The 12,924-nt window shown below is 72.3% G+C and carries 9 protein-coding genes and 3 pseudogenes; 7 read left to right on the top strand and 5 right to left on the bottom strand.

Annotated features, from left to right (window positions below):
• From FGF04_RS28595 to FGF04_RS28580, 4 genes and pseudogenes are all read right to left on the bottom strand, one after another.
• A pseudogene (locus FGF04_RS28595) lies at positions 1 to 220 on the bottom strand (DUF58 domain-containing protein); the annotation flags it as partial.
• Positions 220 to 1,209: an AAA family ATPase gene (locus FGF04_RS28590; protein WP_408055686.1), complete on the bottom strand. Its 990-nt coding sequence runs from the start codon at positions 1,207 to 1,209 to the stop codon at positions 220 to 222. The gene FGF04_RS28590 and the pseudogene FGF04_RS28595, both read right to left, overlap by 1 nt.
• Positions 1,210 to 1,343: 134 nt before the next feature.
• Positions 1,344 to 1,652, bottom strand: a pseudogene (locus FGF04_RS28585) (DUF4129 domain-containing protein); the annotation flags it as partial.
• Positions 1,653 to 1,704: 52 nt separating this feature from the next.
• Positions 1,705 to 2,819, bottom strand: a pseudogene (locus FGF04_RS28580) (glycerophosphoryl diester phosphodiesterase membrane domain-containing protein).
• A gap of 140 nt (positions 2,820 to 2,959) precedes the next feature.
• Here FGF04_RS28580 and mtnA point away from each other — a divergent pair.
• The 7 genes from mtnA to FGF04_RS28540 all read left to right on the top strand — a co-directional run bounded on the left by mtnA (position 2,960) and on the right by FGF04_RS28540 (position 11,660).
• Positions 2,960 to 4,105 carry an S-methyl-5-thioribose-1-phosphate isomerase gene (gene mtnA, locus FGF04_RS28575; protein WP_149514198.1) on the top strand — a complete coding sequence of 382 codons (1,146 nt, stop codon included), beginning with the start codon at positions 2,960 to 2,962 and terminating at the stop codon, positions 4,103 to 4,105.
• Positions 4,106 to 4,113: 8 nt separating this feature from the next.
• Complete coding sequence (gene mtrA / locus FGF04_RS28570; protein WP_188114266.1) at positions 4,114 to 4,803, top strand: two-component system response regulator MtrA; 690 nt, start codon at positions 4,114 to 4,116, stop codon at positions 4,801 to 4,803.
• A gap of 1 nt (position 4,804) precedes the next feature.
• Positions 4,805 to 6,892, top strand: coding sequence for an MtrAB system histidine kinase MtrB (gene mtrB, locus FGF04_RS28565; protein WP_149514197.1), 2,088 nt, complete (start codon positions 4,805 to 4,807; stop codon positions 6,890 to 6,892).
• Positions 6,882 to 8,735 (top strand): LpqB family beta-propeller domain-containing protein, encoded by a 1,854-nt coding sequence (locus FGF04_RS28560; RefSeq protein ID WP_149514196.1) that lies wholly within the window; start codon positions 6,882 to 6,884, stop codon positions 8,733 to 8,735. The genes mtrB and FGF04_RS28560 overlap by 11 nt, the downstream gene beginning before the upstream one ends.
• 104 nt (positions 8,736 to 8,839) lie before the next feature.
• A complete protein-coding gene (locus tag FGF04_RS28555; protein ID WP_149514195.1) occupies positions 8,840 to 9,700 on the top strand; it encodes a ComF family protein in 861 nt (286 codons plus the stop codon).
• Positions 9,701 to 10,014: 314 nt separating this feature from the next.
• Complete coding sequence (gene hpf / locus FGF04_RS28545; RefSeq protein WP_408055682.1) at positions 10,015 to 10,707, top strand: ribosome hibernation-promoting factor, HPF/YfiA family; 693 nt, start codon at positions 10,015 to 10,017, stop codon at positions 10,705 to 10,707.
• Positions 10,708 to 10,913: 206 nt separating this feature from the next.
• A complete protein-coding gene (locus tag FGF04_RS28540) occupies positions 10,914 to 11,660 on the top strand; it encodes a response regulator (protein ID WP_149514192.1) in 747 nt (248 codons plus the stop codon).
• Positions 11,661 to 11,664: 4 nt separating this feature from the next.
• On the opposite strand, the gene FGF04_RS28535 is transcribed toward FGF04_RS28540, so the two are convergent.
• Positions 11,665 to 12,864, bottom strand: coding sequence for a winged helix-turn-helix domain-containing protein (locus FGF04_RS28535; protein ID WP_149514191.1), 1,200 nt, complete (start codon positions 12,862 to 12,864; stop codon positions 11,665 to 11,667).
• Positions 12,865 to 12,924: the final 60 nt, after the last annotated feature.

Below are 12,924 nucleotides of genomic sequence, written 5' to 3'. Positions count from 1 at the left end.
CGGTGAGGGTGACGTCGGCGCTCTCGCCGAGGCGTACCGAGGTGTCGCCGGAGCGGGTCAGGCCGAGGTGGCGTACCGGCGCGGCCAGGGCGAAGTCGCAGGCGCAGGCGAGGGCCAGGGGGACGTTGACGGCGAGGATGCCCGTCCAGCTGGGCTCCAGGAGGCCCACGGGGAGGGTGCCGAGGGCTGCGAGGAAGGCGGCGCGGCCGGTGAGGGCCATCAGCGGGGGACGGGGACGTGGGAGAGGATCGCGTTGACGACCGAGTCGGTCGTCACGCCCTCCATCTCGGCCTCCGGGCGGAGTTGGACGCGGTGGCGCAGGGTGGGCAGCGCGAGGGCCTTCACGTCGTCGGGGATGACGTAGTCGCGGCCGGTCAGCCAGGCCCAGGCGCGGGCCGTCGCCAGGAGTGCGGTCGCTCCGCGGGGGGACGCGCCGAGGGTCAGGGACGGCGATTCGCGGGTGGCGCGGCAGATGTCGACCACGTAGGCGGTGATCTCGGGGGAGACCGTGGTCTTGGCGACGGCCGCGCGGGCGGCTTCGAGGTCGGCCGGGCCCGCGACGGGGCGTACGCCGGCGGCGCGCAGGTCGCGGGGGTTGAAGCCGTCGGCGTGGCGGGTGAGGACGTCGATCTCGTCCTGGCGGGAGGGGAGAGGGATCGTCAGCTTCAGGAGGAAACGGTCCAGCTGGGCTTCCGGGAGGGGGTAGGTGCCCTCGTACTCGACCGGGTTCTGGGTCGCGGCGACCAGGAAGGGCTCGGGGAGCGGCCGGGGGGTGCCGTCGACCGTGACCTGGCGTTCCTCCATCGCCTCCAGCAGGGACGACTGGGTCTTGGGCGGGGTGCGGTTGATTTCGTCCGCCAGGAGGAGGTTGGTGAAGACCGGGCCGGGCTGGAAGGAGAACTCCGCGGTGCGGGCGTCGTAGACGAGGGAGCCGGTGATGTCGCTCGGCATCAGGTCGGGGGTGAACTGGACGCGCTTGGTGTCGAGTTCCAGGGCCGAGGCGAGGGCCCGGACGAGCAGCGTCTTGGCCACGCCGGGGACTCCCTCCAGCAGGACGTGCCCGCGGCAGAGCAGGGCGACGACGAGGCCGGTCACGGCGGGGTCCTGGCCGACCACGGCTTTGGCGATCTCGGCGCGCAGGGCTTCCAGGGAGGCGCGGGCGGTGCTCGCGTCCCCGGTGTTCCCGGCGTTGTCAGTGATCGGGGCCATCATGGACGGCGTACCTCTCTTTCGAGGGCGTCGAGTTGGTCGGTCAGTGCTATGAGGGCCGTGTCGTCGCGGGGCGGCGGCCCGAAGAGGAGGGCGTGCAGGGACTGTCCTTCCCGGCGGAGCTGGGCGGACAGGGCGGGGAGCGGGGTGCGGCGGGGGGTGCCCAGGCGCCACCACAGGGCGGCGGCGAGTGCCGCGACCGCCAGGACGACGACCAGGAGGCCGAGTCCGCCGCCGGGGGTCGCCGAGGAGGCGGCGTCGAGGAGCTTGCCGACCCATTTCCAGAACGCGTTCAGGGCCCGCTGGAGCAGGCTGGGGTCGTTCTCGTGGTACATGCCCTTCGACAGCTCGTCCCGGGCGGCCTCCCGTGCGGGATCGCGCGGGATGGTCACCGGTGGTTCGCCGTCGGCGCGCCACAGCGCCGGCGCGACCGTGCGGCCGATGCCCGGTCGTGCCGTTGCCGCTGTGAGGAGCTGCGCCGCCGGACCCACCGTGTCAGCTCCCCGGGACGGGTCCGGGGGCGCCGGAGCCGTAGTCCTGGACGCCGGCCGCGCGGGCCAGGTCGAGGTCGAGGGCCTCGCGGCGGATGCGCTGGTCGATGTAGAGGAGGACGCCGACCCCGGCGGTGATCGGGAAGGTGAGCATGGAGCCGATCACCGAGCCGATGCCGCTGACGACGAGGAACGTCCAGCCCAGGTCGCCGGTGCTGCTGTCGAGGAAGCCGCCGATGCCGTCGCCGCTGAGCGCGGCGGCGAGGAAGGTGAACGGGATCACGATGATCGACGCGAGGATGTTCGCGATGATCGTGGCGAGGAGCTGGATGCCGAAGACCCGCCACCAGGAGCCGCGCACCAGCTTCGCGGAGCGGCCGAGGGACTTCGGGACGCTCTGCTTCTCCAGCATCAGGGCCGGGGAGGCGAGCGAGAAGCGGATCATCAGCCAGAGGGCGACGACGCCCGCCGCGAGGCCGCCGAGGACGCCGAGCGCGACGGCGCCGTCGCCGCCGCCCGCCACGCCCAGGAGGATGCCGGGCACGGTGCCCACGGTGATGATCCCGACCGCGATGAGCGGGAGCAGGAGGGTCAAGCCGAAGAGCTTGAGCAGCTGGGGGCGGGCGTCCTGCCAGGCCTCGCCGGTGGTGACCGACTTCCCGAGGACGGCGCGGCTGGTCACGGTCGTGAGCAGGGCGGTCGCGACGATGGTGCCGAGCAGGCTGATCAGCAGGACGACGCCGGAGCTGGCGAGGGTGGTGCCGAGGGCGCGGGTCAGTTCCTCGGTGGTGGCGCTGGGGTCTTCGAGGGTGTCCGTGGTCGCGCTGTCGTCCAGGACGAAGCCCTGGAGCAGGATCACGGCGATCTGGGTGACGACGGCGACGGTCAGCGAGATGCCGAGGACCGTGCGCCAGTGCGTACGCATGGTCGACACGGCGCCGTCGAGGATCTCGCCGACGCCGAGCGGGCGCAGCGGGATGACGCCGGGCTTGGCCGCGGGCGGGGGACCGCCCGGGGCTGGTCCGCGGGCCCGGCAGGGCCGGGGGTGACCGGGTCCTGTCCGTTCTGCCCGTCGGAAGAGGCGGATCCGGGCGATGCCCAGCCCGGAGTGTCGTTCATCGTCGCTCCTTCACGGTGCCCGTCCGCGGTCGCGGCGGCAGGTTGGCTGCCATCGTGCCACGGTGTGGCCGGGAAGTGACCGGCCGCAGTATGGGCTGCACACCTTCAATTGTCCGGCCCGTACGGGGCAGACTGAGTGAATGGCTGATCAGTACGCGCAGTTCCACGAGGACAACCCGCCCATCGGGACACCTGCGATCCGTTGGGAGGAGCCGCCCGAGGGGCCCGTGCTGGTCCTCCTCGACCAGACCCGGCTGCCCGCCGAGGAGGTCGAGCTGGTGTGCACCGACGCACCCGCACTGGTGGAGGCGATCCGTTCGCTCGCCGTGCGCGGGGCCCCGCTGCTGGGCATCGCGGGGGCGTACGGGGTGGCGCTCGCCGCGGCCCGGGGCTTCGACGTCCAGGACGCCGCGGCCGCGCTCTCCGGTGCGCGGCCCACCGCGGTGAACCTCGCGCACGGCGTGCGCCGGGCCCATGAGGCGCACCTCGCCGTCCTGCGGGCCGGGGGCGACCAGCAGCAGGCCGCGGAGGCCGCGCTGGCCGCCGCGCGGGCGCTGCACCAGGAGGACGCCGAGGCCAGCGCGCGGATGGCCGTGCACGGGCTGGCGCTGCTCGACGAGCTGCTGCCGGGCGGGAACCACCGGATCCTGACGCACTGCAACACCGGCGCGCTGGTGTCCGGCGGGGAGGGCACGGCGTTCGCGGTGGCGCTGGCGGCGCACCGCGCGGGGCGGCTGCGCAGGCTCTGGGTGGACGAGACGCGTCCGTTGCTGCAGGGTGCTCGCCTGACGTCCTACGAGGCGGCGCGCGCCCAGATGGCGTACACCTTGCTCACGGACAACGCTGCCGGGTCACTGTTCTCGGCGGGAGAGGKGGACGCGGTGCTCATCGGGGCGGACCGGATCGCCGCCGACGGTTCGGTGGCGAACAAGGTGGGGAGCTATCCGCTCGCCGTGCTGGCCAAGTACCACCACGTGCCGTTCGTGGTGGTGGCGCCGATGACGACGGTGGACCCGGACACCCCGAACGGAGCATCGATCGAGGTCGAGCAGCGTGCCGGTCATGAAGTGACGGAGATCACAGCTCCGCTGGCGCCGGTGGCAGGGGTCGAGGCGGGCGGCGGGCTGGCGGTTGCTCCCTTGGGAACCCAGGCGTACAACCCTGCGTTCGACGTGACGCCGCCCGAGCTGGTGACGGCGATCGTCACCGAGGAGGGCGTCATTTCGCCCGTGACGGCCGAGGCGCTCGCGGAGCTGTGTGACAGGTCACGCCAGGTAACGATTTAGTTAATGGGATGATGTCGTTTATGAAGGGACGAGTCCTTGTCGTCGATGACGACACCGCACTGGCCGAGATGCTCGGCATTGTGTTGCGTGGTGAAGGTTTTGAGCCGTCTTTCGTAGCCGACGGCGACAAGGCGCTGGCCGCTTTCCGTGAGAGCAAGCCCGACCTGGTGCTCCTGGACCTGATGCTCCCCGGCCGGGACGGCATCGAGGTGTGCCGCCTGATCAGGGCGGAGTCCGGGGTACCGATCGTGATGCTCACCGCGAAGAGCGACACCGTCGACGTAGTGGTCGGCCTGGAGTCGGGTGCGGACGACTACATCGTGAAGCCGTTCAAGCCGAAGGAGCTGGTGGCCCGGATCCGGGCCAGGCTGCGCCGGTCCGAGGAGCCGGCGCCCGAGCAGCTCGCCATCGGCGACCTGGTCATCGACGTGGCCGGTCACTCCGTGAAGCGGGACGGCGCCTCGATCGCGCTCACCCCGCTGGAGTTCGACCTGCTGGTGGCGCTGGCCCGCAAGCCGTGGCAGGTGTTCACGCGCGAGGTGCTCCTGGAGCAGGTGTGGGGCTACCGGCACGCGGCGGACACCCGCCTGGTCAACGTCCACGTGCAGCGGCTGCGCTCCAAGGTCGAGAAGGACCCGGAGCGGCCGGAGATCGTGGTGACCGTCCGTGGCGTCGGTTACAAGGCAGGACCGAGCTGACGTGTCCCGGGACAGTGCCGCTTCGGCGCCCGGCGAACCGGGAGTCCGCTCGGGGCGGCCTGTCGGCCGGAGGATGACGGGCTCGCGCTGGGCGACATTCGTCGAGGGCGGGCTGCTCCAGGGCGACATTCGTCGAGGGCGGGCTGCTCCAGGGGTCCAGGGCAGCCCGGTCCTGCGGCTGGTCATGCGCTGGGTGCGGCGGCCGCTGCTGCCCGTCATGCGGCTGTGGCGGCGCAACATCCAGCTCAAGGTCGTCGTCACGACCCTGCTGATGTCGCTGGGCGTCGTCCTGCTGCTGGGCTTCGTCGTCATCGGGCAGGTGCGCAACGGCCTGCTGGACGCCAAGGTCAAGGCCTCCCAGAGCCAGGCCACGGGCGGGTTCACGGTCGCCAAGCAGGAGGCAGACAACGCGGCGGGCGCGGGCGGCGAGGACCGTCCGGGGCCCGACGACAGCCCCGGCCAGAACGTCAGCGGGTGGATGAGCTCCCTCGTCGAGTCGCTCTCCAGCGGCGGCCAGGGCGCCTTCAGCGTCGTGACCCTCGGCACCGCCTCCGCGGACAGCGACAGCAGGGGTCTGGGACCGCGCGCCTCGGGGTACGTCGACCCGAGCCTGAGCGTGCCCCAGGAGCTGCGCGAGCGGGTGGACGCCGGTCCGGGCGCGGCCCAGAGCTACACGCGGGTCGTCTACACCAACCGTCAGGACTCCCAGCCGGCGCTGATCATCGGCACCCGGGTCAACGACCCCAAGGGCGACCCCTTCCAGCTGTACTACCTCTTCCCGCTCACGCAGGAGGAGAAGTCGCTCAGCCTGGTCAAGGGCACGCTCGCGACGGCCGGGCTGTTCGTCGTCGTCCTGCTCGGGGCGATCGCCTGGCTCGTGGTGCGCCAGGTCGTCACGCCCGTGCGGATGGCCGCCGGGATCGCCGAGCGGCTGTCCGCGGGACGCCTCCAGGAACGTATGAAGGTCACCGGCGAGGACGACATCGCGCGGCTCGGCGAGGCCTTCAACAAGATGGCGCAGAACCTGCAGCTGAAGATCCAGCAGCTGGAGGACCTGTCGCGGATGCAGCGCCGGTTCGTGTCCGACGTGTCGCACGAGCTGCGCACGCCGCTGACGACCGTGCGGATGGCGGCCGACGTCATCCACGACGCGCGCGTGGACTTCGACCCGGTCACCGCCCGCTCCGCCGAGCTGCTCGCCGACCAGCTGGACCGCTTCGAGACGCTGCTCGCGGACCTGCTGGAGATCAGCCGCTTCGACGCGGGCGCCGCGGCCCTGGAGGCCGAGCCGATCGACCTGCGGGAGGTCGTGCGCCGGGTCATCAGCGGGGCCGAGCCGCTCGCCGAGCGCAAGGGCACCCGCATACGTGTCGTGGGCGACCAGCAGCCGGTGGTCGCCGAGGCGGACGCCCGGCGCGTGGAGCGGGTGCTGCGCAACCTCGTGGTCAACGCCGTGGAGCACGGCGAGGGCAAGGACGTCGTGGTCAAGCTCGCGGCGGCGGGGGGCGCGGTCGCGGTCGCGGTGCGCGACTACGGGGTGGGACTCAAGCCTGGTGAGGCGACCCGCGTGTTCAGCCGCTTCTGGCGGGCCGACCCGGCCCGCGCGCGGACCACCGGCGGTACGGGCCTGGGCCTGTCCATCGCCCTGGAGGACGCGCGGCTGCACGGCGGCTGGCTGCAGGCGTGGGGCGAGCCGGGCGGCGGCTCGCAGTTCCGGCTGACGCTGCCGCGCACCGCGGACGAGCCGCTGCGGGGCTCGCCGATACCGCTGGAGCCCAAGGACTCGCGGCGCAACCGCGGACTGAACGACGCCGGGCTGCCGCTGGCCGGCGCGCAGAAGCTGGCCACGGTGCCCGCGCAGTCCGCCGCCGAGCGGTCGGTGCCGCCCATGCCGCCGCGCGACCCCCGGGTGACCGGTGCGGTCGATCCGGCCGCGCTGCCGGGCAACGGCGCGCGCGTGGTGCCGCGGCCCGCCGCGGAGGCCCGCGGACCGGCCGAGGCACCGCGGGAGTCGCCGTCCGGGGACGGACCGGGAACCGGCGTGGAGCCGGAGGGATCGAAGCAGGGGGAGGGTTCTCGTGGGCGCTGACCGCGATCGGGGCGGCCGTCGGCGTCCGGCGCGCGCCGTGGTGTACGCCGCCTGCGGCACCGTACTGCTGGCCGGGTGCGCGTCGATGCCGGACGCGGGGGACCTGCGCGACGTCGAGGCCTCGCAGCGGCCGGACGCGCAGGTGCGGGTCTTCGCCATGCCGCCGCGCGAGAACGCGCAGCCCGAGGAGATCGTCCAGGGCTTCCTCGAAGCGCTGACCAGCGACGACCCGGGGTTCGAGACGGCCCGCAAGTACCTGACCGAGAAGGCGTCGAAGCAGTGGCGCCCGAACGAGTCGACGACGGTCCTCGCGGACGGGCCGAACACCGTGGCGGAGCACAGCGGCAGCAAGGAGGCGACCGGCGACTACGCCTACGGGCTCATCGGCACCAAGGTCGCCACCGTGGACTCGCAGTTCGCCTACGAGCCGGCCGAGGGGGCGTACGACGAGACCGTGCACCTCACCAAGCACGAGGGGGCGGACGGCTCCAAGGAGTGGCGCATCGACGCCCTGCCGGCCGGCCTGGTGATGGGCATGTCCGACTTCCAGCGCAACTACGAGTCCGTCAACAAGTACTACTTCGCCTCGAACACCCGTGGCGGGAGCGGCGACCAGCTGGGGGCGGTCGCCGACCCCGTCTATGTACGGGAGCAGGTGGACCCGGTCACGCAGATGGTGCGCTCGCTCCTGAAGGGGCCCACGAGGTGGCTCAAGCCGGTGGTCAGGTCGAGCTTCCCCACCGGTACGGCGCTGAAGAAGGGCGTCAAGTCGCTGACGCCCGACGACCAGAACCGGCTGACGGTGCCGCTGAACGGCAAGGCCGACCGGGTCGGGCAGTCGGTGTGCACGGAGATGGCCGCGCAGATCCTCTTCACGCTGCAGGACCTGACGCCGACGGGCATCGACGAGGTGGAGCTGCAGCGGTCGGACGGCACGCAGTCGTGCGCGCTCAGGAAGAACCGCGCCGAGACCTACGTGGCGCACGGTCCGGCGAAGGGCGCCCAGTACGAGTACTTCATCGACGGCGACAAGCGGCTGGTCCGGATAGCGGGGGCCGGCAGCGAGCAGGAACCCGAACCGGTGCCCGGCGCGCTCGGCGACGGGGAACGGGAGCTGCGGGCGGCGGCCGTCTCGCGCGACGAGGACACCGCGGCCGGGGTGTCGCTCGACGGGCGCTCCCTGTACGTCGGCTCGCTCGCCTCGGGCGCGTCGCTCGGGGAGGCCGTGCTGGAGAGCGGGGCCACGTCGCAGGACGACGGGCTGACGACTCCCAGCTGGGACGTGAGCGGCGACCTGTGGGTGGCCGACCGCGACCCGGAGGACTCCCGGCTGCTCCTGCTGCCGAAGGGCGCTGGCGATCCCCTGGAGGTCTCGACCCCCGGTCTGGAGGGGCGGATCGAGGCGGTGCGGGTGGCCGCGGACGGTGTGCGGATCGCGCTGATGGTGCGCGAGGACGGGCGGACGACGCTGCTCATGGGGCGGATCGAACGCACGGACCCGGCGGGCGAGAACCGGAGCAACGCCGTGGCCGTCCGTGAACTGCGCTCGGTGGCACCGCAGTTGGAGGAGGTCACCGCGATGTCCTGGGCCGGGGACAGCCGGCTGGTCGTGGTGGGGCGCGAGGCCCGCGGCGTGCAGCAGATCCAGTACGTCCAGGTCGACGGGTCCACGCCGGTCGGGCCGGCTCCCTCCGCGCTCACCGGTGTGCAGGAGATCGCCGCCTCCGAGGACGAGCGGCTGCCGCTGGTGGCGCACTCGGAGGACGGGATCGTGCGGCTCTCCTCCGGCTCGCAGTGGCAGACCGTGGTCGAGACGGGGATGGCGCCGGTCTATCCGGGGTGAACCGGGCGCCGGGCCACCCGGGGTGAACCGGCCGTCCGTGGTTGTCCACAGGTAGTTGTCCACAGGGGTGGTCCGGGCGCTCGGGCATTGGCACAGTGGTGGGCATGCGGGGGTGGTGGCAGGACCTCACCGACCTGGTGCTTCCGGCCGAGTGCGGAGGCTGCGGACGGCCTCGCACGGTGCTCTGCCCGAGGCGCCGTGCCGCCCTGACGGGGGGTGTGCCGGCCCGGGTGCGACCCGACCCGGCGCCGCCGGGGCTGCCGGTGGTGCACGCGGCGGCTCCGTACGGGGACCAGGTGCGGGCGGCGCTCCTGGCCCACAAGGAACGGGGGGCGCTGATGCTCGCGGGGCCGCTGGGAGCGGCGCTGGCGGGAGCGGTGCGGGCGGGACTCACAACCGGCGGGCGCACCGAGGGCGACCGCTCCGGGGCGCCGGTGCTGCTGGTCCCGGTGCCGTCGGCGCGGTGGGCGGKGCGGGCGCGGGGGCACGACCCGGCGCGGCGGATCGCGCTGGCCGCGGCGGCCGCGCTGCGGCGCGAGGGGACGTCGGCCCGGGTGCTCGCCGTGCTGCGGCAGCGGCGTGCCGTGGCCGACCAGGCGGGGCTCACCGCGCGCCGGCGGCTGGACAACCTCGCCGGCGCGCTGGAGGTGGCGCCGGGCGGTGCGGGGCTGTCGGCCGGTGGCGGGCGGATCGTGCTCGTCGACGACCTGATGACGACGGGCGCGTCCCTGGCCGAGGCGGCGAGGGCCCTGCGAGCGGTTCTCCCGGTTCTCCCGGAAAGGGACGGATTCTACGGCCGGGTAACACCGGCAACGATGGCGGAAGATGCACGGCGGGCCAGGACGGCAGGTGTAGGCCGGGCAGAAGCGGTCAGGGAAAAGGGGAGCGTGAACAGCACGGAGGACGGGATCGGCGCGGCGGTGGTCGCGGCATCTCCAGGTTCTTTCGAAATAAACCGGAACTGACAGGGAAGTTGCGTCGTTGCAGGTAGTAGGAGGTTCCATTCACTGGAATGGAGGTACGCAGCAGTAGAGGGTGACGACATCCGTCCGGGCGAGATATGTTCGGTTGTGAGGGAATGGCGGACGCCGCCCCTTGCATATCGGAATGCCGCGCCGTGGATTTCCTCATTCATCCGCGACGGGGGAGTGGAGATCTTCCCCGTGGGGGAGGAGGAGGTGGAAGTCGCCGAGTCGGAGGCTTCGGGACGCACCGGAGCCTGGTGCAAAAAGGGAGACGCTCCGCGTCGATGCGGGGCGATCCGGGAACGGAGTTCTGCGTGGACATCGTCGTCAAGGGCCGCAAGACCGAGGTGCCGGAGCGGTTCCGCAAGCACGTGGCCGAGAAGCTGAAGCTGGAGAAGATCCAGAAGCTCGATGGCAAGGTGATCAGCCTAGACGTCGAGGTGTCCAAGGAGCCGAACCCCCGGCAGGCCGACCGGTCCGACCGGGTGGAGATCACGCTCCACTCCCGCGGTCCGGTGATCCGGGCGGAAGCGGCGGCGAGCGACGTGTACGCCGCGCTGGACCTGGCGTCGGACAAGCTGGAGACCCAGCTGCGCAAGCAGCACGACAAGCGGTACACGCGCCGGGGCACCCGCCGGATCTCGGCCGCCGAGGTCGCCGACCACGTCCCGGACGCCGCGACGCTCGACGGGAACGGCGAGGTCGTCCGCGACGAGGAGCCCGACGCGGTGCCGACCAAGAGGATCGGCTCGCTGGAGGTGAAGGGCGACGGCCCCCTCGTGGTGCGCGAGAAGACCCACGTGGCGTCCCCGATGACACTCGACCAGGCGCTCTACGAGATGGAGCTGGTCGGGCACGACTTCTACCTGTTCGTCGACTCCGAGACCAAGGAACCGAGCGTCGTCTACCGGCGCCACGCCTACGACTACGGCGTCATCCACCTCAGCACGGACCCGATGGTCGCCGAGGCGCGGCAGTCCGCGGCGGGCGGGGCGCTGGGCGGCTGACCTCGACCAGTGAGCACCCCCGCCGGTGCCCCCGGAGCGCTGTGCGCCCCCGGGGGCACCGGTGTGCGACCCCTTCGTGCACCGCTCCGTAGCCCCGTTGTCGTCCGGGCATGAAATCATGGCCGCACCGGCCTCAACCGGTATGTCGTCGCGCCGGGTTGGCGGGGACACAGGAACACAGGCCACGGCCTTCACGGGGAGGAACCATGGCGGACAGCTTCGGACCGATGCGGGACGGGGGTGCCGACGACGGCGTCGTCGGCATGGGCCCGGACGAGGGCTCCCCTCGCAAGGAGCCCATCCGGGTCCTCGTCGTGGACGACCACGCCCTCTTCCGTCGCGGCCTGGAGATCGTGCTGGCCGCCGAGGAGGACATCCAGGTCGTCGGGGAGGCCGGGGACGGGGCCGAGGCGGTCGACAAGGCCGCCGACCTGCTGCCCGACATCGTGCTGATGGACGTGCGGATGCCCAAGCGCGGCGGGATCGAGGCGTGCACCTCCATCAAGGAGGTCGCCCCCAGCGCGAAGATCATCATGCTGACGATCAGCGACGAGGAGGCCGACCTCTACGACGCGATCAAGGCGGGGGCCACGGGATACCTCCTGAAGGAGATCTCCACCGACGAGGTGGCCACGGCCATTCGCGCCGTTGCGGACGGACAGTCGCAGATCAGTCCTTCCATGGCCTCGAAACTGCTGACCGAGTTCAAGTCGATGATCCAGCGCACGGACGAGCGGCGGCTGGTGCCGGCGCCCCGGCTCACCGAGCGTGAGCTGGAGGTGCTGAAACTGGTGGCGACCGGGATGAACAACCGGGATATCGCCAAGGAGTTGTTCATCTCCGAGAACACCGTGAAGAACCACGTGCGCAACATTCTGGAGAAGTTGCAGCTGCACTCCAGGATGGAGGCCGTGGTGTACGCGATGCGCGAGAAGATCCTGGAAATTCGCTGAAGTCCTAGAGTTTTCCGGCGAGTTCGGCCGTGAGGGCCTCGCGCAGGGCCGGGGTCTCGGCGCGCTCCACCCGGACGTTCGTGCAGTCCACCCAGGTGGCGGCCTCCAGGAGGGCCTGGGCCACCGCGGGGACGGACCGGGGGCTCTCCAGGGTCACCTGCTTGGCGACCAGGGTGGCGCCCTCGCGGGCCGGGTCCACGCGCCCCACCAGACGGCCACCGGCCAGCACCGGCATGGCGAAGTAGCCGTACACCCGCTTCGGCTTGGGGACGTACGCCTCCAGGCGGTGGGTGAAACCGAAGATGCGCTCCGTGCGCGCCCGGTCCCAGACCAGCGAGTCGAACGGGGACAGCAGGGTCGTGCGGTGCCGGCCGCGCGGAGTCGTGGCGAGCGCCTCGGGGTCCGCCCAGGCCGCCTTCGACCAGCCCCCCACCGTGACCGGGACCAGGCCCGAGTCCGCGATCACCGCGTCGACCTGCTCGCGCTTGAGGCGGTGGTAGTCGGCGATGTCCGCATGGGTGGCCACGCCCAGCGAGCGGCCCGCGAGCCGCACCAGGCGGCGCAGGCACTCCGCGTCGTCCAGGTCGTCGTGCAGCAGCGGCTCCGGGATCGCCCGCTCGGCCAGGTCGTAGACCCGCTTCCAGCCGCGCCGCTCCGTGCACACCACCTCGCCGTACATCAGCGCGCGCTCGACGGCGACCTTCGTGCCCGACCAGTCCCACCACTCGCTGGTCTTCTTCGCGCCGCCCAGATCGGTCGCCGTGAGCGGCCCCTCGGCCCTCAGCTGCTTGATCACCTGGTCGTACGTGCCGTCCGGCAGCGCGTGGTTCCAGTGCGGGCGGGCGCGGTAGGCGCGGCGGCGGAAGGCGAAGTGCGGCCACTCCTCGACGGGGAGGATGCAGGCCGCGTGCGACCAGTACTCGAAGGCATGCGGCCGCGGGGGAGCCGAAGCGGTGGGCGCCGGCGTCCAGTACGCCTCGTCGACCGTCCTGCGGCCGACGGCGCCGAGCCGCGCGTACGGGACGAGTTCGTGCGAGCGGGCCAGTACGGAGATGGTGTCCAGCTGGACCGCGCCCAGGTGCCGCAGCACGCCCCGGACGCCGCCCCTGCGGTCGGGGGCGCCCAGGAACCCCTGGGCGCGCAGGGCGATCCGGCGGGCCTCGTCGGCGGAGAGTTCGACGGTCGGGCGCGGCAGACTGGTCATGGTCCGCACGATATGCGGTGCCACTGACATCCGGGCACGGGCCCGCCCGTTCCCGTGTGC

It is taken from the genome of Streptomyces apricus (assembly GCF_008369065.1).
GTDB classification, from domain to species: Bacteria; Actinomycetota; Actinomycetes; order Streptomycetales; family Streptomycetaceae; genus Streptomyces; species Streptomyces apricus.
This window is presented reverse-complemented; position numbering and strand designations above follow the sequence as displayed.

What these genes read in the sequence shown, in the direction of transcription:
- FGF04_RS28590 (WP_408055686.1), bottom strand. Translation starts at nt 1,209, where the DNA reads ATGGCCCCGATCACTGACAACGCCGGGAACACCGGGGACGCGAGCACC.
- mtrA (WP_188114266.1), top strand. Translation starts at nt 4,114, where the DNA reads ATGATGTCGTTTATGAAGGGACGAGTCCTTGTCGTCGATGACGACACC.
- FGF04_RS28540 (WP_149514192.1), top strand. Translation starts at nt 10,914, where the DNA reads ATGGCGGACAGCTTCGGACCGATGCGGGACGGGGGTGCCGACGACGGC.
- FGF04_RS28535 (WP_149514191.1), bottom strand. Translation starts at nt 12,864, where the DNA reads ATGACCAGTCTGCCGCGCCCGACCGTCGAACTCTCCGCCGACGAGGCC.